At 64.3% G+C, this 22,729-nt stretch carries 23 protein-coding genes; 13 read left to right on the top strand and 10 right to left on the bottom strand.

From position 1 onward, the window contains the following. Nucleotides 1-106 precede the first annotated feature (106 nt). Both rimM and KIT10_03850 read left to right on the top strand, forming a co-directional pair. The gene (gene rimM, locus KIT10_03855; protein ID MCW5898384.1) at nt 107-634 is read left to right on the top strand and encodes a 16S rRNA processing protein RimM; all 528 of its coding nucleotides are present in this window, start codon (nt 107-109) and stop codon (nt 632-634) included. Nucleotides 635-642: 8 nt separating this feature from the next. After that, nucleotides 643-1,350 carry a methyltransferase gene (locus KIT10_03850; GenBank protein ID MCW5898383.1) on the top strand — a complete coding sequence of 236 codons (708 nt, stop codon included), beginning with the start codon at nt 643-645 and terminating at the stop codon, nt 1,348-1,350. 7 nt (nt 1,351-1,357) lie between these two features. Here KIT10_03850 and KIT10_03845 read toward each other — a convergent pair whose 3' ends face one another. Next, the gene (locus KIT10_03845) at nt 1,358-2,698 is read right to left on the bottom strand and encodes a saccharopine dehydrogenase NADP-binding domain-containing protein (protein MCW5898382.1); all 1,341 of its coding nucleotides are present in this window, start codon (nt 2,696-2,698) and stop codon (nt 1,358-1,360) included. 157 nt (nt 2,699-2,855) lie between these two features. On the opposite strand from KIT10_03845, the gene KIT10_03840 reads away from it, so the two are divergent. The 8 genes from KIT10_03840 (at nt 2,856) to KIT10_03805 (ending at nt 12,124) form a co-directional block, all read left to right on the top strand. Beyond that, the gene (locus KIT10_03840; protein MCW5898381.1) at nt 2,856-3,884 is read left to right on the top strand and encodes a DUF4476 domain-containing protein; all 1,029 of its coding nucleotides are present in this window, start codon (nt 2,856-2,858) and stop codon (nt 3,882-3,884) included. A 31-nt stretch (nt 3,885-3,915) separates the two neighbouring features. Then, complete coding sequence (locus KIT10_03835) at nt 3,916-5,295, top strand: hypothetical protein (protein MCW5898380.1); 1,380 nt, start codon at nt 3,916-3,918, stop codon at nt 5,293-5,295. Further along, on the top strand, nt 5,292-6,674 hold the full coding sequence (locus tag KIT10_03830) for an LPP20 family lipoprotein (protein MCW5898379.1): 1,383 nt from the start codon (nt 5,292-5,294) through the stop codon (nt 6,672-6,674). The genes KIT10_03835 and KIT10_03830 overlap by 4 nt, the downstream gene beginning before the upstream one ends. Nucleotides 6,675-6,751: 77 nt before the next feature. Further along, nucleotides 6,752-7,348 carry an LPP20 family lipoprotein gene (locus KIT10_03825; protein MCW5898378.1) on the top strand — a complete coding sequence of 199 codons (597 nt, stop codon included), beginning with the start codon at nt 6,752-6,754 and terminating at the stop codon, nt 7,346-7,348. Between the two features lie 78 nt (nt 7,349-7,426). Further along, entirely contained in the window at nt 7,427-7,828 is a 402-nt protein-coding gene (locus tag KIT10_03820; GenBank protein ID MCW5898377.1) for a DUF423 domain-containing protein, read from the top strand. Nucleotides 7,829-7,882: 54 nt separating this feature from the next. Beyond that, nucleotides 7,883-9,496: a phosphoenolpyruvate carboxykinase (ATP) gene (gene pckA / locus KIT10_03815; GenBank protein MCW5898376.1), complete on the top strand. Its 1,614-nt coding sequence runs from the start codon at nt 7,883-7,885 to the stop codon at nt 9,494-9,496. A 112-nt stretch (nt 9,497-9,608) separates the two neighbouring features. Next, nucleotides 9,609-11,060: a hypothetical protein gene (locus KIT10_03810; GenBank protein ID MCW5898375.1), complete on the top strand. Its 1,452-nt coding sequence runs from the start codon at nt 9,609-9,611 to the stop codon at nt 11,058-11,060. Next, a complete protein-coding gene (locus tag KIT10_03805; protein MCW5898374.1) occupies nt 11,057-12,124 on the top strand; it encodes an ABC transporter substrate-binding protein in 1,068 nt (355 codons plus the stop codon). Before KIT10_03810 ends, KIT10_03805 begins: the two co-directional genes overlap by 4 nt. Here the strand turns inward: KIT10_03805 and KIT10_03800 are convergent. The 7 genes from KIT10_03800 to KIT10_03770 are packed head-to-tail and all read right to left on the bottom strand — an operon-like array spanning nt 12,118 to nt 17,669. Further along, nucleotides 12,118-12,579, bottom strand: coding sequence for a DUF962 domain-containing protein (locus tag KIT10_03800; protein ID MCW5898373.1), 462 nt, complete (start codon nt 12,577-12,579; stop codon nt 12,118-12,120). The two genes, KIT10_03805 and KIT10_03800, sit on opposite strands and share 7 nt — an antisense overlap. Continuing rightward, the gene (locus tag KIT10_03795) at nt 12,566-13,099 is read right to left on the bottom strand and encodes a DinB family protein (protein MCW5898372.1); all 534 of its coding nucleotides are present in this window, start codon (nt 13,097-13,099) and stop codon (nt 12,566-12,568) included. Before KIT10_03795 ends, KIT10_03800 begins: the two co-directional genes overlap by 14 nt. Before the next feature lie 23 nt (nt 13,100-13,122). Further along, nucleotides 13,123-14,046, bottom strand: a complete 924-nt coding sequence (locus KIT10_03790; GenBank protein MCW5898371.1) for a hypothetical protein — start codon at nt 14,044-14,046, stop codon at nt 13,123-13,125. Then, on the bottom strand, nt 14,043-14,366 hold the full coding sequence (locus KIT10_03785; protein MCW5898370.1) for a hypothetical protein: 324 nt from the start codon (nt 14,364-14,366) through the stop codon (nt 14,043-14,045). Before KIT10_03785 ends, KIT10_03790 begins: the two co-directional genes overlap by 4 nt. Further along, nucleotides 14,363-15,064: an ABC transporter ATP-binding protein gene (locus tag KIT10_03780; GenBank protein MCW5898369.1), complete on the bottom strand. Its 702-nt coding sequence runs from the start codon at nt 15,062-15,064 to the stop codon at nt 14,363-14,365. Before KIT10_03780 ends, KIT10_03785 begins: the two co-directional genes overlap by 4 nt. Then, on the bottom strand, nt 15,061-16,647 hold the full coding sequence (locus KIT10_03775; GenBank protein ID MCW5898368.1) for an iron ABC transporter permease: 1,587 nt from the start codon (nt 16,645-16,647) through the stop codon (nt 15,061-15,063). The genes KIT10_03780 and KIT10_03775 overlap by 4 nt, the downstream gene beginning before the upstream one ends. After that, a complete protein-coding gene (locus KIT10_03770; protein MCW5898367.1) occupies nt 16,638-17,669 on the bottom strand; it encodes a Fe(3+) ABC transporter substrate-binding protein in 1,032 nt (343 codons plus the stop codon). The genes KIT10_03775 and KIT10_03770 overlap by 10 nt, the downstream gene beginning before the upstream one ends. Before the next feature lie 178 nt (nt 17,670-17,847). On the opposite strand from KIT10_03770, the gene KIT10_03765 reads away from it, so the two are divergent. Beyond that, the gene (locus KIT10_03765) at nt 17,848-18,852 is read left to right on the top strand and encodes a peroxiredoxin family protein (protein MCW5898366.1); all 1,005 of its coding nucleotides are present in this window, start codon (nt 17,848-17,850) and stop codon (nt 18,850-18,852) included. After that, the gene (locus KIT10_03760) at nt 18,843-20,120 is read left to right on the top strand and encodes a SpoIIE family protein phosphatase (protein MCW5898365.1); all 1,278 of its coding nucleotides are present in this window, start codon (nt 18,843-18,845) and stop codon (nt 20,118-20,120) included. The genes KIT10_03765 and KIT10_03760 overlap by 10 nt, the downstream gene beginning before the upstream one ends. On the opposite strand, the gene miaA is transcribed toward KIT10_03760, so the two are convergent. Then, nucleotides 20,115-21,014, bottom strand: coding sequence for a tRNA (adenosine(37)-N6)-dimethylallyltransferase MiaA (gene miaA / locus KIT10_03755; protein ID MCW5898364.1), 900 nt, complete (start codon nt 21,012-21,014; stop codon nt 20,115-20,117). The two genes, KIT10_03760 and miaA, sit on opposite strands and share 6 nt — an antisense overlap. A 63-nt stretch (nt 21,015-21,077) precedes the next feature. Then, complete coding sequence (locus KIT10_03750; GenBank protein MCW5898363.1) at nt 21,078-21,659, bottom strand: hypothetical protein; 582 nt, start codon at nt 21,657-21,659, stop codon at nt 21,078-21,080. Nucleotides 21,660-21,837: 178 nt separating this feature from the next. Here KIT10_03750 and KIT10_03745 point away from each other — a divergent pair, with 178 nt between their 5' ends. Beyond that, nucleotides 21,838-22,728, top strand: coding sequence for a hypothetical protein (locus KIT10_03745; protein ID MCW5898362.1), 891 nt, complete (start codon nt 21,838-21,840; stop codon nt 22,726-22,728). Nucleotide 22,729 lies beyond the last annotated feature (1 nt).

Here is a 22,729-nt window from a genome sequence, read left to right as displayed (position 1 = left end):
GCCCGCGTCCACCACGGACGCGGGCTTCCTGCTTCATGGGGCCGCTAACCACCAGGCCTGCAGGTGCCCCGTCCTCAACCCCTGAAGCCCCTAACTTCCACCCCCCATGGACCCGGAAAGCCTGCATTTCATCGGCCGCTTGGGCAAACCATGGGGCCACCGGGGCGAATTGAGCCTTCGTTTGGAGGTTGACGACCTGGACGACCTGGTGCATGAGGGCTGGCTCTTCGTGGACATCGAAGGCCAGCGGGTCCCCTTCCGCTACACCAGCTTGCGCGACCAGGGCCGGGCCGGCGTACTGGTGAAATTCGAGGACTTCCATGATCCGGAGGCGGCTGGCATACTGGTGGGTCGCGATGTGTACGCGCCACCCGGACTGCTGGCCGATGGCAGTGATGAAAGCTGGGACCCTGAGAGTTTCATCGGCATGCTGGTGCGCGATGTGGAGCACGGTGAACTGGGCGAGGTCACCGGCATCGAAGGCACCGCGGACAATCCGGTGTTGTCCATTCTGCACGGCGGCCACGAGGTGATGGTGCCCTTGGTGGAGGACATGATCGTGGACATCGACGCCGATGCCGGACTGCTGACCGTGCGCACCCCGCCTGGCCTGATCGAGCTGTATCGGGGTTGATCCCAGCCATGTCAGCGTCCGTTTTCCATTTCAAGCGGTTCAGCATCCGGCAGGACCGCTGCGCCATGAAGGTGGGCACCGACGCGATCATCTTCGGGGCCTGGGTGCGCCACGCGGGCGCCATGCGCATTCTGGACATCGGCACCGGCACCGGTCTGTTGGCCCTGATAGCGGCACAGCGCGCACCGGAAGCGGAGGTCCACGCGGTGGAGATCGATGATGATGCGGCAGCACAGGCCGCGGAGAACTTCGCCGCCAGCCCTTGGAGCGATCGGGTGCGTGCGCATCGCATGGACGTGCGGCGCATGCGAAGTGATGGGCCCTTCGACCTGGTCGTGTGCAACCCGCCCTACTATCCCGGCCAGTCGGTCCCGGCCGACGAACGCACGCGGGTGGCGAAACATGGTGCTGAACTCAGCTTCGAGCAGTTGTTGGAACACGTGGCGCGTCTGCTCGCCCCGGCAGGCCGCTTCGCCGTGATCATCCCAGCCGACAGGGAGGTGGAGTTCCTGGGGATCGCTGAAAGGCGGGGTCTGCTGCCTGCACGCCGATGCGCCTTGCGCTACGTCGCGCACCGTCCGGCGAAGCGGATCATGCTCGAATGTTCCCATGGGCCACTGGTAGTGGAGCGGGAGGAACTGGTGGTGGAAGGGGATGCGGCCCGGGACCGCAGCCCTGCGGTGCAGGCGTTGGTGGCCGACCTGCTGGACCGTTGAGCCTGCCTCAGCGTGTTTCCCCGATCTCCTGGAACACGATGCCGTAGCCTTCAAGTTCATCGAGGATGGGATCGCGGATGGCAGGGGACAGGGGCAGCAACACGCCGCGGTCGGAGATCGCCCCGTTGAGCACCAGCTTGGCGGCCATCGCCACCGGCAAGCCCACCGTTCGGGCCATCGCGGTATCCACGGCATCTTGCCCCTCCACCACCAACGAAGCTTGCAGTCCGTGTTCCCGGCCGTTCATTCGGTAACGGAAGTGGTGCCACATCACCACCATGTCGCGGTCCCCAGGCATCAGCTTCCAGCGTTGTTCCAGCAGATGCTGCAAGGTGGCGGCAGGGCTCAGCCCCGCCACACCGATCGCGTCCTTCCCGAACAGGCCCAGTTCCTCCAGCTTCATCATGATCGGTCCATCAGGCTCGATGCCCAATTGCTGGACAAGACCTTCGCGGACCGAACCTGGACCATGCTCCGACAGGAAGGCGGCCAGGTACTCAGGCCAGGTGGCCGTGGCCGGCAGTTCCATCGGGTATCCATCGTCGGTGCAGCCGAGACGCACGAACACGTCCCAAGCGGCGCAGAAGCCCCGGCGCCGCAATGTGCCGCGCAGCAGCGTGGGGATGCCCTCCAGGCCGTAGACCTCACGGTACTTCAGGGAATCACGATTGGCGTAGGCGTCGAACGCACCGTAGCCCGGCACTTCCACGCGCCCCGCACTGCTGAAGAGGCGGTGGTAGGGGACGTACTTCACACGTCCGTCGCGGATGTACTTCGCGGCACCGCCCTGCCCGGCCAGCACCACGTTGCGCGGGTTCCAGCTGAACTTGTAGCCCCAGGCGTTGGTGTCACTTTCCGGGGCCACAAGACCGCCGGTGTGGCTCTCGAAAGCGATCATTTCGCCACCATCGCCGCGGACACGATCGAGGATGCGCATGGCGCTCATGTGGTCGATACCCGGGTCCAGACCGAGTTCGTTCAGCATGATCAAGCCTGCTTCGCGGATGGCGGGGTCCATCGCACGCAGGGCGTCGCTCACATAGCTTGGTGTGATGGCGTGCCGCCGTTCGGAAAGACAGTCGCGCACCACATCCGGGTGCATGGTGGCGGGCAGCATGCTGATCACCAGGTCGTGCGCGCCGATCAAAGCGCGGCGGCTGCGCGGGTCACCCGCGTCCAGTGCCACCGCTTCGGCCACCGCTGAACCATCGCCGATCGCACTGGCGGCCTGGGCCACATCCAGGTCGGCCACCGCGATCCGCCAATCCTGGGCCGATGCGTTGCCGATGAGATAGCGGATCAGGGACGACGACGATCGCCCGGCACCGAGGACAAGGATCTTGCGCATGGATGATGGGCTACAAGCCCTTTGTGGCCGCGAAGATGCGAAGGTCAGGTTTGTTGCGGTGGAAGCCCGCGTCCGGCTTGGTGCCGCCGTCCTTTGGCATGGCCCTTGTCCCCCAGCCGCCACGACCTAAATTCGCCAACCATCCACCAGCACCACCATGAAACACCTTCTTACCCTCTCCGCCGCGCTGTTCTTCACCACCACGTTTCTTGCGGCGCAACAGACCAGCGATCTGGTCTTCTTCACCGACGACGGCACCAAGTTCACCCTGGTGGTGGACGGTGACGTGAAGAACGAGGAACCCGCCACCCGCGTGGTGGCCACCGGCATCCGCAACGAATCGCCCGTGGTGATCGTGCGTTTCGCCGATGCGGGCATCCCCCAGATGCGCAAGCCGGGCTATTTCCCGCTGGGCAAGGAGTACACGGTGATGATCACCACCAACAAGAAAGGCGAGCGCGTGCTGCGCCCCACCGGTGAAGCGGAATTGGGCACGGCGAAACCCGAAGCGCCCGTGAAGCCCCGTCCTGAAGGCTTCGCCGACGACAGACCGGCGGCCAGCCCAGCGCCCGCCACCACCGTGGAGCAGAGCGTTGGCGTCGGTGGCGTGGAGCAATCCACGTCCGTGACAGTGGTCGAGCAGAGCGGCACCACCGGTGGCGAGAACATCCAGATCAACATGGGCATCAACGGCATGGGCATCAACATGGGCGTACGCGTGGACGACGGCATGGGCATGGGCGGTTCCTCCACCACGACCACCACCACCACGCGCACCACCACCACCACCACCACCGGTGGAACGGTGACCACAGCGCCGGTGACACCCGCCCCTGCACCGGTGCGCGAGCCCGAGGTCTATCGCATGCCGGGCTACAGCGGCCCGGTGGGTTGCGGCATGCCGATGAGCGGCACCGAGTTCGCCGATGCCCGCAAGAGCATCGAAGGCCAGAGCTTCGAGGAGACCCGCATGACCCTGGCGCGGCAGATCGGCCGTGACCGCTGCTTCACCACCGATCAGGTCAAGGGCATCATGGGCGTGTTCAGCTTCGAGGACACCAAGCTCGAGTTCGCCAAGTACGCCTACGACCGCACGCACGACATCGGCAACTACTACAAGGTGAACGAGGCCTTCACCTTCTCCAGTTCGGTGGATGAACTGAACAAGTACATCCAGACGCGCTGATCCGGGACGATCCTCCACCGAGCATTGCACGATGCGCCACACGACGCACATAGCGCTGCTGCTGATCTCCGCCCTGCTGCTGGCCTGCACGGGTTCCAAACCCATGGCCAAACGGGCCGGCAAGCTGGATGCGGCCGGCATGTACAGCGAGGCCGCCGAGATGTACCTGCAATCGCTGATGCGGAACAACCGCAACGTGGACGCCAAGATCGGCCTGAAGAAGACCGGGCAGATCGTGCTGGACGAGAAGCTCGGGACCTTCTTCCGTTCGATGGCCACCGGCGGGAACAAGGCGGCTTCTGTCGCGGCCTACCAGGAAGCCGAGATGTTCAGGGACCGGGTGCAGCGCATGGGTGTGATGCTCACCATACCGGAACACTATCAGACCGATTTCGCACGGGTGAAGGATGAACACCTGCTGGATCTCTACGAGGAAGGACAAGCCCGGCTGGCCGAGCAGGACTTCATGGGTGCGGAGAAGGTGTTCGCGCGGATCGCCAAGCTGGAGCCGAACTACCGTGATGCGAGCAGTCTGCAGACGCTGGCCTACCTGGAGCCGCTCTACCGCGCCGGCAGGATCGATCTGGAGGCGGGCCGCTACCGCAAGGCCTACGACGAGTTCGACCGGATCGTGAAGCGTGATGCCGGCTACAAGGACGCCTCTGCGCTGAGGCAGGAGGCCCTCAACAAGGGCCGCTACTCCATCGCCGTGCTGCCGTTCACCAGCGCCAACAAGCGCGATGACGTCGCGGCCAAGATCCAGGCCTATGCCATGACCTCGCTCACACGCACCACGGATCCTTTTCTGCGCGTGGTGGACCGCGAGAACATGGACCGCATCCTGGAGGAGCAGCGCCTTGGCCTGAGCGGTATCGTGGATGAACAGACCGCGGTACGCGTGGGCAACCTCATGGGCGCCCAGGCGGTGCTCATCGGAACACTCCTGTCCTACAATGAATCCCCCGGCCAGTTGCGGCGCAGTACCAAGAACGGTTTCGAGAGCTACAGCGTGCAGATGACCAACCAGGAGACCGGCGAAAAATATTTCGAGACGCGCTACAAGCCCGTGAAGTACTCGGAGTTCTTCCAAGAGAACGTGGCCCGCATGTCCTTCTCCTACCGCCTGGTGAGCCTGGAGACCGGCGAGGTGCTTGTGAGCAAGGTGGTGGACCGCGAGGCCAAGGACCACATGTACTACGCCCACTATGAGGGCAACCGCGACCGGCTCTTCCCGGCGTCGGGCAACAACACCGTGGAGCTTGGCAGCCGGGCGCGCAACGATCTGCGCGGCCTGCTCGGCGCTCCACGCGATCTGAAATCCAGCGCGGCACTGGGCAACCAGTTGCTGGAGGAGGCCACCTCCGGCCTGGCCGGCGCCGTGCAACAGGAACTTGCCCAACGCATCCCATGATCAGGATCGCGTTCATGGCCGCATTGCTCCTGGTGGCAGGATGCCGGAGCAGGCAGGTGGTGCCGCCACCCGCTGAGGACACCATGTCCACGCGGCCCGATTGGGTGCGCTCGCGACCGGTGAGTTCCGCCTACTACATCGGCATCGGTCTGGCTTCCAAGAGCCGGCCCGACCACCAGGAAACGGCCAAGAAGAACGCGCTCAACGACCTGGCCAGCGAGATCAGCGTGGTGGTGGAGGGCAACAGCCTGCTCTACACGCTTGACCAGCGTGTGCGTTTCGACGAGTCCTTCACCAGCACGATCAAGACACGCACCAGTGAGCAACTGGAAGGCTTCGACCTGGTGGGCACTTGGGAGAATGAGACCGAGTATTGGACCTACTACCGCCTTTCGAAGAGCGAACATGCGCGCTTGAAGGCCGAGCGCAAGGCCCGCGCCATCGGATCGGCGAAGGACCTGTTGCTGCGCGCACGGCAGAGTCTCGCTGCGGGCGACCTGCGGATGGCCTTCGATCAGGACCTGCGTGCCCTTCTGGCCATGCGCGATCACTGGGGCGAGAACGACAAAGTGGAACTCGACGGCCGCGACATTTCGCTCGTGAATGAGATCTACGGCGATCTGCAGGCCCTCACCAGTGGTATCCGGCTCGGCATCCTGCCGGAGCGATGCGTGCTGGAGCATGCGCGCTCCTTCCGCCGGGAAATGCTCATCAGCGCCCAGCACAACGGAGCGGGTGGCGGGCGCGATCTGGTGCAACTCCCGCTCGTGATCACCTACCCCGGACAGGCGGGCATGGTCACCGAGATGCGGAGCACGGATGCCTCCGGCCAGCTGCGAACCACCGTGCAACGTGTGGATGTGGAGGCCCAGAGCCGCGAGCTCATCGTCCGATTGGATATCCAGGCGCTGGTGAGCAAAGAGCATGAACCCGCCTTGGTGAAGCCCCTCGTGGCCAGCCTGACCATACCCGAGAAGCGCGCCCCCATAGACCTGGTGATGCCGCGCGTGTTCATGCGGTCCGATGAGACCAACATGTCGCGACCGGCCAACGACGTGGGACTTGCCACCGTGATGCGCGAGGAGCTCACCCGCCGCGGCTTCCGCTTCGTGGACCGGGAGACCGATGCCGATCTGCTGCTTGATCTGCGCAGCAGCACCCGCATGGGAGGTGAGGCCAGCGGCTTCCATACGGCCTTTCTGGACATGACCTATACCATGCGCGACCGTGATACGGGCCATGTGATCCATGAGGGCGGCCGCCAGGGCGTGAAAGGCACGCAACTGGACGATCTGCGTGCTGGCATAGAGGCCTACAAGCGGGGCGCCCAGGAGATGCGCCGCGACCTTATCCCCGCGCTGATCGCCGCGCTGATGTAGGATCTCCGCGCGATGATGTAGTTTGGCACGCGATTGGACAAACCCACACCAGAGACAACATCAACGTCCCAACCACCATGAAGACCTTGACCACCAACCGATCGCTGACGGTCCTGATGACGGCGCTGATGCTGTCCGGCGCCATGACCGCCTGCAAGAGCAAGAAGAAAGTCACCGAGAAGCCCGATCCCTTGCCCGCCGGTGAGGTGGAAGTGATCATCCCCTGCTCGGGCCCGGAGTACTTCACCAACGACAAGGTGTTCCGCGCGAACAACCTGGGTGAAAGCATGGACCAGGCCACCGCCAAGAAGAAGGCCATGAGCAACGCCCGCGCCGACCTGGCCCAGGCCATCAACACGCAGGTGAAGGGCGTGATCGACAACTACGTGAACAGCCGCGAGATGAACAACCGCGAAGAGGTCGGCGAGCGCTATGAGAGCTTGATGCGCGAGGTGGTCGACCAGCGCCTCTCCGGTGTGAAGACCATCTGCGAGAAGATGATGAAGACGGCCACCAACAACTACAAGAGCTACGTGGCCATCGAGCTCAGCGCCCAGGACCTGCTCAGCGCTTACAATGAGCGCCTTTCCAGTGATGAGCGTCTGCGCATCGACTACGACTACGAGAAGTTCAAGGAGACCTTCGACAAGGAGATGGACAAGCTTCGCCGCTGATCGCCTACAACGCATCGCAAGAGCCCCCCGGTACCACCCGGGGGGCTTTCTTGTTCCGGCTTGGCGGAACTTCGCGCCATGGATCGCGCATCACTCGCTTGGGCATCGGCCCTGCTGCTGCTCGGTGTGGCATTGGGCGCCTTCGGGGCGCACGGCCTGAAGCCGCTGCTGGGACCCGCCGCCCTGGACCAATGGCACACCGCCGTGCTCTACCATTTCATCCATGCTCTTGGGTTGCTGGGGCTGTCCAGCCTGGGGGAACGGCTGCCCGACCGTACCCATCGCGTTGTGCGGTTCGCCTTCATCGGCGGTGTCATCTGCTTCAGTGGGTCGCTTTACCTGTTGAGCACCAGAACCTTGGTGGGTTGGGACCACGCGGCCGCCATCCTGGGGCCGATCACCCCCTTGGGTGGCCTGCTCTTCATGCTGGGCTGGGCCTGGCTGTTGATAACGGCCCTGCGCAAGGCTGATGCGCGTTAGCCCTGCGTTAACAGCCGGGGCTAATTTTGCCCCCCTCATACCAAACCCAAGGACATGAACGAATTCGGTCTGAAACCGAAACGCGCCGACCTCTCAAAACTCGGCCTGGGCCGCGTGGGCGACGCCTATTGGAACCTGGAACCCGCAGAACTCGTCGAGCACGCGATCCTGCACGGCCAGGGCGTACTCACCTCCACTGGCGCGCTCGCCATAGAGACCGGTGAATTCACCGGCCGGAGCCCGAAGGACAAGTTTTGCGTGCAGGACGACAAGACCCGCGACACCGTGTGGTGGGGCGACGTGAACACCCCTTTCGACCCGGCCAAGTTCGATGCGCTGTATGAAAAGATGTGCGCCTACCTCACCGGCCGTGAGGTGTACATCAAGGATGCCCAGGCTTGCGCCGACCCGGACTACCGGATGGACCTGCGTGTGGTGGCCGAGTACCCCTGGAGCGCCATGTTCGCAGGCAACATGTTCCTGCGCCCCACGCGCGATGAATTGGACGACTTCGAGCCCGAGTGGCATGTGGTCTGTGCGCCCGGCTTCCACGCCGACCCTGAGAAGGACGGCACGCGCCAGCACAACTTCGCCATCATCAGCTTCACGAGGAAGATGATCATCATCGGGGGCACGGGCTACACCGGCGAGATCAAGAAGGGCATCTTCACGGTGCTCAACTACGTACTGCCCCAGGAACGTGGCGTGCTCAGCATGCACTGTAGCGCCAACATCGGCCAGGATGGCGACACGGCGGTGTTCTTCGGCCTCAGTGGCACGGGCAAGACCACCCTCAGCGCCGATCCCGATCGCCGCCTCATCGGGGACGACGAGCACGGTTGGAGTGACAAGGGCATCTTCAACTTCGAAGGCGGTTGCTATGCCAAGTGCATCGACCTGAGCCGTGAAAAGGAGCCCCAGATCTGGGACGCGATCAAGTTCGGCGCCATCCTGGAGAACATCGGCTTCAAGGGGGAAAGCACGGAGGTGGATTTCACCGATGCCTCCCGCACGGAGAACACGCGTGTGAGCTACCCGATCCACCACATCGACAACATCGCTCATCCCAGCATGGGAGGGCATCCGAAGAACATCTTCTTCCTCACCTGCGACGCCTATGGCGTGCTGCCACCGATCAGCCGCCTCACGCCGGGCCAGGCCATGTACTGGTTCATCAGCGGCTACACCGCGAAGGTGGCCGGCACGGAAGCGGGCATCACCGAGCCCAAGACCGTTTTCAGCGCCTGCTTCGGTGCGCCCTTCCTTCCACTGCATCCCACGAAGTACGCCGACATGCTGGGCGGGTTGATGAAGAAGCACGATGTGCGCATCTGGTTGGTGAACACCGGGTGGAGCGGTGGTGCCTACGGCATCGGCGAACGTATCAAGCTCAAATACACCCGCGCCATGATCACCGCCGCGCTGCGTGGCGAGTTGGACAACGTGGCCTACGATGAGCACCGCATCTTCGGGCTCAAATTCCCGCTCACCTGCCCGAACGTGCCGGACAAGATCCTGCATGCGCGCAAGTCATGGAAGAGCGAGAGCGCGTACATGGAACAGGCCGAGCGCCTCGCCAAGGCCTTTGTGGACAATTTCAAGCGATACGCCGATGGCGCTGGCCCTGAGATCCTGGAGGCCGCGCCCAAGGTGGCGGCCCAAGCCTGATCGCGGATCGCAGCGACCGGCCCCCGCAGCGGACCATCCGTGGCGGGGGCCGTGTCATTCCGGGCCTTCCGGGGCATCCATGGGGCCTACCTTTGACACCCTCCGAACAGGCATGTGGCGCGCGGTATCCGGTCTGGTGTTGATGGGCATGCCCATGTTGGTGGTACACGCCCAGAAAGCCGGGGGCAACCCGGCCATCTACCCGGAACGCCTGCATGACGACCTGGAGGTCCTGCGCTCCTTCATCCATGAAGCGCATCCCGATCCCTATCGATTCACGCCGAAGGAGCGCATCGATGCTGTGGTCGATTCCGTCCGGCGTTCGGTGGATGTGCCCATGACCCCGGTCGGTTTCCTGAAGGCCATCATGCCCGTGTTCCATGCCGTGGGCGATCCCCGGCTGAAGCCGACCGTTTCCGCGGCCAGTGGTGGATGGGACAATGGCACCCCGTTGATCCCGCTGCGGGTGCGTCTTCTGGAGGACGGTCTGTACGTGGAGGAGGAATTGAAGGGCTTCCGCAGCCTGCCATTGGGCGCTCGCATCATCTCCATCAATGGGCTTCCGGCCACGGAGATCATTGAGCGACTGTGCGGCGCGGTCGTGGCCGAAGGGGCCAACATCACCTTCAAGCACCGCCTCATCGAGCAGGAGTTCCCGCTGCTCCTGGCGCGGCATGTATCCAGTGGCCATGAACATCTGGTCCGCTATGCCGCACCGGATGGAACCGTTGAGGAACGCATGATCATGGGCATCACGGCGGAGGAAATGTCCCGGGTGCGCAAGCCCACCGGCAAGAAGTTGGCGCCATGGAGCGGTGTGCCGGTCCAGGGATCGGCGGCCTTCTGGCTCACCATCCGAACCTTCGATAGGGACAGTCTCACCAGGTCGGGCCAAAGACCGGAGAAATATCTCGCCGGCCTGATGAAGGAGTTGCGGCGATCCAGGACGCGGACGCTGATCGTGGATGTGCGGGGTGCGGGAGGCCGGGAGCTGGCGATGGCCGAATTGGTATTCGCCGCCATCGCGCAGAAGCCCTTCCGTGTGGTACGCGACATGACCGTGCGCAGCCTGTCTCCTCCGGCGCGCTACGACCTGGCCACGCCGCAGCCGGAGTTCTATGCCACCGTGCGCGACCAGTTCGTGGAAGCACCCTCCGGGTTCGCGCATCTGCGGTCCGATGACGTGCGCCTGCTGCCCATACCGCCCGCCAACCAGGCCTTCGAAGGAGCGGTGTATGTGGTGGCCGATGGGATGACACGGGATGCGGGTGCCACCTTCGTGATGATGGTCAAGCGGGAACGGCGGGGGCGTATCATCGGCGAGGAAACGGGCACCAACGCGCACAGCTTCACCGGTGGCAGGGAATTGACCGTGACCACGCCCCATGCGGGCCTGCGCTTCAGCATTCCGCTGATACGCTATGTGCCGGAAGGCAACGCCACGGGGCCGGCCGATCGCGGCGAATCGCCCCACTATGAATTGACGCCGCTGCCCGTGGGGCTGGTGAAGGGGCGCGACACCGTCCGCGAAGCCGTCCTGCAGCTCGTGGGCGAATTGCGATGAAAGCCCGCTTTCCGATCCTGGCCTTGCTGCTGGCGTGCGGTTGCACCACCCCGGAGGTGAGCGACTCCGCCAGCGGGCCGATCACCTACCGGGACAATGCCTACGCCACCCGCTTTCGCATCGGGGAGCGAGGAGTGGAAAAGCTGCTGGTGGTGCTCGGGCCGGGCGGCGCCCACGATACGATCGGCGTTTATGGTAAATCGCCACAAGGACTCGCCTTCCCCTTGAAGCGCATCGCCGTGGCCAGCACCACGCATCTGGCCTACATCGCGGCCTTGGGTGCGAGCGACGCCGTGGCAGGGGCGGCGCATCTGGGGCGGATGCACCATGCCGATCGATGGCGGCATCGCGATCCACCAGTGGAGGAGATCGGCACGGCGGCCGGGATCGATCGTGAGCTGCTCCTCCGGTTGGGACCGCAGGCCTTGTTGGACCATCCCTTTGGCCGAAAGGATCCCGGTCTGGAGACCGCGGGCGTCCCGGTGGTCCAGATCACCGAGTACCTGGAGGAGCATCCGCTGGGCCGCGCCGAGTGGTTGCGCTTCTTCGGTGTGTTGCTGGGTGTGGAGGCCAGGGCCGACAGCCTGTTCCGCACCATCGCCGGCCGCTATACCGACCTGATCGTGCGGGATGACCTCCAGCGACCCACGGTGTTCTTCGGCAGTTCCTGGCAGGACCGATGGCATGCGCCGAGCGGGGACAGCTACATGGCCACGCTGATCCACCATGCGGGCGGCGCGTATGTCCTGGCCGAAACAGGGTCGGAGAACATAGCGCTGGACCGGGAGGTGGTGCTGCACCATGCGCTGAAGGTGGATCGGTTCGGGCAGGTGGTGGCCCATGCGGGGGTGGTGGACGCTTCCATCGTCGCAGGTGGGGATACGCGCATCGCGAAGGCCATCGCATCCCGGCGCAGCGGGTTCCATGCCAACAGCATGATGAGCGATCTCTTCGGCCAGGCGCTGCTGGAACCGGATACCGTGCTGCTGGACCTGTGCCGCATCCTCCATCCGGAGCGCCTGCAAGGCCACCGCCCGAAGTATTTCCACGCGCTGGCTCAGTAGCCGATGCCCAGCCGCCGGTAGATGAAGCCCATCAGCCAGGCCGGGCCGATCATCAGGAACTGCAGGTCCTCGAAGAAGCTGGGTTTCTTCCCTTCGATCTTGTGGCCGATGAATTGACCGATCCACGCCAGCACGAACAGCGTGAGGCACACGGCCCAGAGCGGCCACGGCGCGGTGCGGTCGATCCAGGCGGCGAGGAAGAGGCAGCCGATGCTGAAGGCCATCATGCCGAGCATGATGGAGAGGGACAGCCGGGCGTAGAAGATGCCCACCAATGCCACGACCACCTTGGCCACGATGCCATCCGAGGCACCTGGCACGGGAATGCTCCACAACAGGCCTGTCACGCAGAAGTAGATGGTGGGCACACAGACCCAGTGCACCAATTTGTTGGTCGGGTTCTGGTGGCTCACGCCATAGGCGTCGAACCATTCTTGCATGCTACGCTTCGCCATGGTGCAGGTAGCGTTCGTGGATGATCTTCATGTGGTGCATGGCATGCCCGGCGATGATCCAGCCCAGGGCGTGCGTGCCGATATCCTGCCCGTTGGCCCGGCCGCCGCGCGCGAGCATCGCGGGCGTGAAACTGCCGAAGAGGGCGATGGTGGCGGCGCGCACCCGGTCGTGCTCCTCCATCAGTTCGTGGAAACCGCGGTGGTCCACATCGGCATGCAGGGCATAGGCGTCCTCCTCGAAGCCAGGCAATTCGGTGGCATCGTTCCGGGCGAAGCGCAACGCGCGGTAGGCGAAGATGCGCTCGCTGTCGATCAGATGCTGGAAGATCTGCTTGATGCTCCACTTCCCAGGAGCGTATCGGAAGCCATCGTGGCCCGGTGGCATCCGCTCCACGGTGCGCCAGGCGCGATCGGACGCACGGCGCAAAGCGTCCAGCACGTCATCGCCTTCAGCCAGGCGCATATAGCCCTGGTAGAAACGGGGTACTTCTTCGATCGCCGGTTTGCCCTGCCGTTCCATGCGGACAAGATAGACACGGTCCTTCAGCCTTCTTCATCGGGGATGAGCATGAAGGGCGCGGCCACCACTTCCTTCATCACCTGGAGCCAGCCGTATGGCCGCGTCCACCAGGTCCAGCGAGGGCAGCGGTGGTCCTCCAGTGCGATGATGCCCGTTTCGCTTGCCGGTCCCAGGGCCTTGACGAAGGCGTGGTGGGTTCTGCGGGCATGGACCGAAAGCGTGGCCACATCCACACGTGCGATCCCCTCCACCCTGGCGAGTGACGCGAAAGCCCTGGCCGAGGCCCGTGTACGCGCACGGTCGGCACGGACGGGTACGGCACGCAGCAGACTGTCGGGCATGCCCGCGCGCAGGAGGATCGCACGTGCATGTTCGGCATGTGTGGGCCACCCCGGTTCTGTGCCGCCATCGGCGTGGTGCAGTACCATGGTGTCCACCAGTGCGTGCATGTCATCGCCATCGCCGGTCATCGACCCTACGAAGACCACGGCCGTTCCGGGTGGTCCGCCACCACTGGTCTCCACGAAGCGGATCTCGCGCACGGCGCGTGGCAAGGTGACGCGATGCCGCACGAGCCGTGTCGTCACCGCGCCGGCATGCAGTGTGTCACCATCACCCAGGATCGCCCATTGGGCGCCGGGCAGTCCGGTGGTCTTGAAGCGGATCTCCTCACGCAGGTCCCGGCTGGTGCTTATGGTGAAGCTTTCACCGCCGTGCAACTGGTAGGTGAAGGGGCGCAGTGTGCCGGTGAGATACAAGCGATCGTAGCCGCCGGCGAGGAAGATCCGCCTGGCTTGCAGCAGGCCGTCGCGATGCATCCAACCTTCGGCCACCAGCACGCCGCCACCCACGGGCCGTGTGATCGCGAACCAGGGATGCGCGAAAAGGATGAGCAGGGCCGTGAGGCTGGTGAAGGCGAGGAGCGGTCTTCGCCACCGGCGCGTCATAAGGCGTCCTCCAGCGAGGCTTTGAGTGCGAGCAGTTCGGCGCGGGCCTTTCTTTCTCCTGCGATGATGCAGCGAAGAGCGCCGGCCTCGCACGCGGCGATCGCTTCGGTGATGCGGTCCGCATCGGCCAGCAACAGCGCCAGTTGGTAGTAGCTGGCGATGTGCGCGGGGTCGTCCGCCAGCAGGGACTCCAAGCCCGCGATGGCTTGTTCCATCTCACCGCGGCGCCTGTGCTCCAGGGCGATGGCGTAGCGCAGGAAGGCGTCGCCCGGTTCCTCGGCGAGCATCGCGTGCAGTTGCTCCAGCCGTTCTTCGCTCATGGCGTGGCGGTCTGGCCGCGTGTGGCGTCATCGGTCACGGCCAGCATGCGCAAGCGACCGTTCTCCATACGTGCCACACGCGCACCCAGGTGGACCGCATCCTCGGGGTCGTGGCTCACGATGATGGCGGTGACGCCGTGGGCGAGCAGGATGCGCCGGACCTCGTGTCTGACCAGCACACGGGTCTCGCTGTCCAGGTCGCTGAAGGGTTCGTCCATCAGCAGCAGGCCGGGACGCATCACCAGGGAGCGCGCGATGGCCACGCGCTGCTGCTGCCCACCGCTGAGCTCATGGGGGTAGCGCCGCTCGAATCCTTCAAGACCCACACTGCGCAATTCCTCCTGCACGCGCCGTCCGCGTTCATCGCGATCCAGGTCGTGCAAGCCGAAGCCCACGTTGCCGGCCACGGTGAGATGGGGGAAGAGCGCGAGACCCTGGAACACCATGCCCACCGATCGCGCTTCGGGCAGGATGAAGGTCCGTTCGTTGCTCAGGCAGCGGCCGCCCAAGTGGATGCTGCCGGCTCCGGGTCGCGCCAGGCCGGCGATGGTGCGCAGCAGGGTGCTCTTGCCACTGCCACTCGGTCCCACCACCAGCAGGATGCCGCCTTCCTCCAGATCGAGGTCGAGGTCCTTGAGCACGGCGTGGCCGCCGTGGGCGAAGCAAAGTCCACGTATCCGCAACAGAGGCTCGTTCATCGCAGGCTTCGGGCCAGGGACCGCTCCAACAGCAGCACTGGCAGCAGCCCGCAAAGTACGATGAGCAGGGCCGGCCATGAGGCTTCGCGAAGCTGCTCGATGCTGGCCATCTCGTAGGTGAGCGTGCTGAGCGTGTGGAAATTGAATGGCCGCAGGATGAGCGTCAGCGGGAGTTCCTTGATCACATCGATGGCCACCAGCGTGGCGGCCGCTGCCATGGCCGGACGAAGCAGGGGAAGGTTCACCCGGAGGAAGGTGCGTGGCCTGGACGCGCCCATCAGGCGCGCCGCTTCGTCCAGTTCAGCGCCCTGCTGGCGAAGACCGTCCAGCAGTGGCTGGGTGCCCACGGCCACGAAGCGCACGGCGAAGGCGTACGTGAGCAGGCCCAGGCTGCCGATGAGGGTGAAGAACAGCACGCCTTGCCGGTCGATGGCACCGGCCAGGGCCATGACACCCACGGCGATGACGGCACCGGGTATGGCGTAGCCGAGTCGCGCCAACCGGATGGCCGGGTCGCCCGCGTCGCCGTGGCGTTCCCGATAGGCGAAGAGCACGGCCACCACCAAGGTGACCAACGCCGCCAGGGAGGCCACCAACAGCGTGTTGCCCATGGCGGAAAGCACGCCATCCGGCATCGCATCACCCGTGCTCTGGAGCACATCGTACAACAGTTTCCCCAAGGGCAGGCCAGCGGCGGCACACCAGACAAGCAGGCACCACGCGGTCGCCATCCAGGCTTGCCAGCCCCGCAGCTTTTCGCGTCGCGCCCGCACCTGCGCGGTATCCTGCCGGGCCATCCGGCGCGTGCGGCGTTCGATCCAGATCAGCAGGGCCACCAGGCCCATCAGCGCCAGCCCGAGCCGCAGCGCGCTACCGGGATCGTAGAGGCCGCCCCAGCTGCGGAAGATGCCCGTAGTGAGCGTGCGGATGCCGTAGTATTTCACGGCGCCATAGTCATTGAGTGTTTCCATGGCCAGCAGCAACGCACCACCCGCGATGGCGGGCCGGGCCAGTGGGAGCGCCACTTTGCCGAAACGCCGCAGGGGCCGCGCACCGAGCAGCCGCGCGGCATCCAGTTGGGGGGTCATGCCCACGGAGAAGGCCGCGCGCACCGGCAGCATGACATAGGGGAACAGCGCGAGGGCCAGCACCAGACACAGGCCGGGCAGTCCCATGATGTCCGGCCTGAAGCCCCAATGTGCCGCGGTCCACACGCTGATGGAACCGGTGGGACCCAGCATCGCGGCGTAGGTGTAGGCACTGATGTAGGTGGGAAGCGCGAGCGGCATCACCAGGGCCCACCGGAAGATCCCACGCATGGGCAGGTCGAAACGGGCCAGCAGCCAGGCGGTGGGTACCGCCACCAGAAGGGCCAGGGCGAGCGTTCCGCCAAGCAGCAGGAGCGTTTCCCGCAGGTGCGCAGGAAGCAGTTCGCGCGCCACATGTGCCCATTCCGGTGCGGGAGCGTGCAGGGGAGAGGTGACCACCACCAGCAGCGGCGCGGCCATCAGCATGGCCAGCAGGGAGATGCCCCATTGCTTCCTGCTGCGTGGAACGCGTGATGCTGGTCGACTCAACGCCATCCCGCGGCCTGAAGCACTTTGGATGCCTCGCTGTTGAACTTGTTCAGCGCATCCAAACCCAGGCCATCGGCTTCGAAGGGACCGAAGGCCTCCAACTCCGCGGGCCAAGGCGTATCAGGCAGCACGGGATATTCCTTGTTGCCCTGGGCGAAGAGCGCCTGCGCTTCTGGTCCACTGAGGAACTCCAGCAATCGGACAGCAGCTTCGGGATGTGGGGCGTGCTTGGCCACGCCACCACCACTCACGTTCACATGCACACCATGCTCACCGATGGTGGGGAACGCCACGCGCAACACCGCCTTCGCCTTCTGGTGCGCAGGGTCGTCGCTGGCCATGAGTTTGGCGATATAGTAGGAGTTGGCGATCGCCACATCGCCGATCCCTTCGGCCACGGCCAGCAATTGGTCGGTGTCACCACCCACCGGGTCGCGCGCCAGATTGCCCACGATGCCCCTGGCCCAGGCCAGCGTGGCATCCGGGCCTTGATGCGCGATCATGGCCGCCACGAGGCTCTGGTTGTAGATGTTCTCCGCGCTGCGGGCCAGCACCCGGCCTTTCCACTCGGCTTTCGTCAGATCGTCCCAGGTGGCGATGGAGGCGCCATCCACCTTGTCCTTGTGGTAGGCCACCATACGGGCGCGGCGGGTGAGCCCGTACCAATGGCCTTCGGGATCACGCAGCGCGGCGGGGATGTTCGCCTCCAAGACCTGGCTGCGGGCGGGTCTCAAGAGGCCGCGGTTCTTCGCCAGGCCCAACCGGCCCGCATCAGCGGTGATGAACACGTCGCATGGGCTGTTCCGCCCCTCGGCCTCCAGGCGCGCCATCAGTTCATCATCGCCGGCCTGCACCACGTTCACACGGATCCCGGTGAGTTCGGCGAAGCGCTCGAACAATTGCTTGTCCGATGCATAATGGCGATGCGTATAGACGTTCACTTCCGTGGCTTCCGCGGAAGGGGCGGGTGCTTCACAGGCCAGGAGTGTGAAGAGCAGCAGCGTGGCGGTGGTATGGATCGGGCGCATGTCGGGATGGGGGGGCGGCGGCGATGTGTTCCAAGGTGGAGTACGGCATGCCGCACCGGTGGCCGCGAAGGTATCGGACCGATAGGGCCCCGGGTATCGCGCGATCGTGGTATTCGCAGGGGTGCCAAGGGCTGCATGGCGGTAACCGGAGGGGCTTTTCGCGCGTATCCGCGTGCGCATGCTGAAGTACATCCACCCCTTCACCAGCCTGGGCCTGTTGCTGCTGCTCGCCGCACCGCCCTTTTTCATGCTGGACCACCCACAAATGGGCATCGTGCTGCTCTTGCTGGCCTATGGCTCCACGGCCATGGAATTCAAGAAGTACACGAGCGACTACCAGTTCGCCATGCTGCTGCTCAGCGCCTGTGCCCTGGGCATCGCCATCGACCTGCGCCACCAAGCGTGGCCATTGGTGACCACCTCCCTGCTGCTCGCCGCCATGGCCACCATCGCCCGCCAGAAGTACATGCAGCGCTTCACCTACATCAACCTGCTCTGGCTGGACTCGGGCACGGCGTTGTTGTCCGCAGGGATCTTCCTGTTCGCCATCGTGGGCGATCCCTTCGTATGGGACCTCTGGCTGCCGCCCCTGCTGCCCATCCTGGGTGCCATCGGCCTCACGGCCAGCTATGTGCAGGACGGCATGCACATCCGGCGCAGCGTACAGGGCGGCTACAAGGTGCAGGTGGGCCGTGAAGCACCGGACCTCGAACTGCCCGATGCGGATGGGAAGATCGTCCGGCTGAGCGACTTCCGTGGCAAGCACCCCGTGCTGCTCATCTTCGTCCGTGGCGACTGGTGCCCGGGCTGCCACATGATGCTGCGCACCTATGAACGCAACAGGCACGCGTTCCTGGAGAAAGGGGTGCATGTGCTCGGCATCGGCCCGGACGACATCAGCGTGAACAAGGACATGGTGGAGCGCATCGGGGTGCGTTTCGGCATGCTCAGCGATGTGGACCAAAGCGTATCCGCCCGTTATGGCGTGGTGTACAACAACCCCGCGCTGGAGATCGGCGTGGACTATACGAAGGGCATTCCGCTCCCGGCCTCCTTCCTGGTGGATGTGGATGGTGTGGTGCGCTACGTGTCGCGGCCCGATCGGGTGGGCGAGTACCTGCGCCCGGAGCTCATCTTCGGCGCCCTGGAAAGGCTGCCCGTGGCCCAGCCGGCATGGACCTGATGACCGTGTTGTTGTATGGCGGGCTGCCGGTGGTGCTCCTGGCGGCCACGGCGGGTCTCTCCTTCGCCTACAACCGCCTGCGGACCTCGTACGTGCGGGCCGAACGCGACCGGGACAGCTACCTCTCCGTGATGGAAGGCAGCAACGATGCGCTCTTCGTGATCGACTACGTGGATGGCCGCATCCTGCACGCCAACCATCATGCGGCCGACCTGTTGGGCCATGACCGCGAACGGCTCGCGACCATGAGCGTGCGCGACATCCATCCACCGGAAAGGATCCAGGACAGTGCGCGCCGCATCGCGGATGCCTGGGAGCAGCAAGGCTTGATCGATGACACCATACCGCTTCTGGCATCGGATGGAACCGTCATTCCCGTGGAATCGAGCATCAAGGTCTCCAGCTACCGGGGCCGTCCCGTGGTGATCCTATTCGCGCGCGACATCCGCGAGCGGCTCGCCTTGCAGCAGGCGGTGGAGGAGGAGCGTTCGCTGGTGCGTGAGAAGAACCGGGAGCTGCTCGCGGGGATCCGCTATGCCCAACGCATCCAACGCGCGGTCCTGCCCGATCCGGAAGAATTGGAAGCGTACTTCCCGGATTCGTTCATCCTGTTCCGGCCGCGCGACATCGTCAGCGGCGATCTGTATTGGTTCCATGAGCGCGATGGACGGGTGCTCGTGGCCGCTGCGGATTGCACGGGCCATGGTGTGCCGGGCGCGCTGCTCAGCCTGATCGGTGTATCGCTCTTCCAGGAGATCGTCAGGGATGGTGGCATCACCGATCCCGCCCGGGTGCTGGATGAAGCCCGTGCCGGCATGATCGACGCCTTGGGTCGCAGCGACGGTTCGGACTTCCGTGATGGGATGAACGTGTCGTTGGTGGCCATCGACCGCCAGACCCGCCGTTTGGCCTATGCGGGAGCCTATGCGCCACTCTACATCATCCGCGATGGCGAATTGATCGAGCACAAGGGCGACCGCATGCCCATCGGCCAGCATGAGGGCGGGATCAAGCCCTTCCAGCGGACCGAGGTGGACTTGTTGCCGGGTGATCGTGCCTACCTCTTCAGCGACGGTCTACAGGACCAATTCGGCGGGCTGCATGGTAAAAAGCTGCGCAGTGCCGGCCTGAAGGAATGGCTGCTGTCCACCGCGCATCTGCCCATGGCGGAGCAGCATCAGGCCATCAGCGACCGCTTCCGGATGTGGAAGGGGGAATTGGAGCAGGTGGATGATGTGCTGTTGATCGGGCTGGAGATCCGATCATAGCGCGTTCCGCACCAGGTCCAACATACCCTTGATGTCCGATGGTGCCTTCCAACGCCAGCCCGCATCGCGCCGCAGCCAGGTCAGCTGCCGCTTGGCGTAATTGCGTGTATGCTGCTTGATCAGCGCGATGGCTTCCTCCAGACCCAAGTGGCCATCGAAATGCATGAAGAGTTCGCGGTAGCCCACTGTGCGCAGCGCGTTCAGGTGGCGCCAAGGCAGGAGTGAACGCGCTTCCTGGACCAGTCCGGCGGCCACCATGGCGTCCACGCGGGCATCGATGCGGGTATAGAGTTCCTCGCGGGGCACGTCAAGCGCTATCCGCACGATGCGGAGGTCCGTGCGGTCCACCGGCGTGGAGCGTTGCGCACTCAAGGGCCTGCCGGTGATGAGGCAAACCTCCAAGGCACGGATCACGCGATGCGGATTGTTCCTGTCGATCCTGGCCCAGGTGATGGCATCGAGACGATGGAGCTCCTCCGCCAGCTTGGCCAGCCCTTCCTTCTCCGAACGGCGCTGCAGTTTTTCGCGCAGCCGGGGGTCGGTCTGGGGCAGCGGGTCAAGGCCTTTCAGCACGGCATCGAGGTAGAGTCCGCTGCCACCGGCCATCACGGCGCTACCGTTCGTGGCGAGGATGTTCTGCAACACGGGTTCGGCCTGGCGTGCGAAGGTGCCCGCGCTCCAGGTGGTCTCGAGGTCCAGGTGACCGATGAAATGGTGGGCGATGCCGCCCTGATCTTCAGCGGAGGGCCGCGCCGTGCCGATGCGCATGGCGTGGTAGAACTGCCTGGAATCCGCGCCGATCACTTCGGTGCCGAGGTGCTTCGCCAACGCCACGGCCGCCGCGGTCTTTCCCGTTGCCGTGGGTCCGCTGATGACGATGAGGGTGGGTTCCATCAGCCGATCGCCTCCATGGTCAAGCCAACCATCAACCTGCAGCCCACGAACTACAACCTTGAACTACCTGTATTCCTCCCCCAGATCATCGATGTTGCCGTGCCCGCCGAACTCGTCATCCTCACCATCGCCGAACAGGTCGTCCTCGTCATCGTCGGAGCCATATTCCTCCGGGCCGGTGGCGTAAGGGTCTTCCTCCTCCAGGATGCCATCCGCGAGGTCCATCTCCTTGCTGTGCTCATCGGGCGCGTTGCCCATGCTCATCACCACACGCGGGTATGCCACGCCGGGCAGGGGGTCCGTGGCGGCGATGAGTTCCACCATGAACATCCACATGTGCAGGAAGTCGTACGCGTAGATGAAGCGCTGATCGGTGCCGCGGATGTGGTCGCTGATCAGCGTGTCGGCCATCAGCGGCGGTATGGTGCCCTCCTCGGCGAAGCCCATGTCCGCCAAGGGGATCTCCGCGCCCTTGTTCCACTCCTCGTCGCTCACGTAGAAGCAGGCCATCTCCTGGCCCAGGAAGGCGAAGGCGTCCTTGATGGCCTGATGCAATTCCAGGAAGGTCTGGTCCGAGCGGATCTCGATGTCGCGGAAAGCCTCGCTCTCGTGGTCGATCAGGACGCGGAAGCGGTAGATGCGCATAGTGTTTGAACCCGGAGGGACGAGAGTCCGTGTTGGGTGGCGCGAAAGTACGAGGCACAGCCTAGGGATCATGTCCATCCCAAGGCATGGTCCCATGTTGTCCACGCGGCAATGGTACTTGGATGACCCAAAGCGGCGTGGTGGACGGCAAGGTTGTCTACCTTGGTGTGAAAGCTCGATGATACGCGCATTTTGGATCGCCCTGTTCATGGCCTTGCCGTTCGCGACAATGGCACAATGCGCCGCACATGCTGGGCAGGACACGATCGTATGCAACAACTGGATGTACACCCCGCAGATAGTGCTTGGGGGAATTCCAGCGGCCACAGGTGGAACGCCCCCATATAGCTATGCATGGAGCGCCGAACATTCTTACACCGTGGGAAGCAACACCTATTACTTCACGGCCTCGGACTTCTTGAATGACACCACGCTTTCCAACCCCACGTTGGTGGATCCGTTCGATGAGATCTACTACAAACTGACGGTGACGGATGCGCTCGGCGCTCAATGCCAGGACTCGGTCTTCGTGCGTATGGCGAACCTGGGAACCCACCTCGGATACATTTCCGCCACCATTTTGGCCGGTGACAGTTTCCAGTTCTTTTTCGGTTCCAACGTATCCGGTGACTACGAGCCCTTTACCTATGTGTGGCACCCGAACGAAAGCCTCAGTGATAGCACTTCGCTCACGGCATGGGCTTTCCCGACGGAGTACACGGCCTATTCATTGACCGGTACTGACAGCTACGGTTGCACAGCGACCGCATCCCCATTGTACTTCATCAATGTGATGCCCGTGTCCGTATCCGATGTGTCGTTGCCTGCCGGAGGAGCCATGGTGCGGCCGGTGCCATTCGTTGCGGGCGGGGAACTGGTACTTGATCTTCCGGCGCTACCGGGCACGAGATTCAGATTGATCAGGGCCGATGGGTGCCTGGCGCGCGATGAACCAGTGACCGGTACGGTCCACCCGATCCCTCGTGGAGACCTTGCTGTTGGCATCTACATGTGGAGTTTGACATCTTCCACAGGTGCGATCGGCCGTGGCCGATTGGTGGTCGAGTGAT

This window comes from Flavobacteriales bacterium, from assembly GCA_026129465.1.
Classification (GTDB): Bacteria; Bacteroidota; Bacteroidia; order Flavobacteriales_F; family PHOS-HE28; genus PHOS-HE28.
This window is presented reverse-complemented; position numbering and strand designations above follow the sequence as displayed.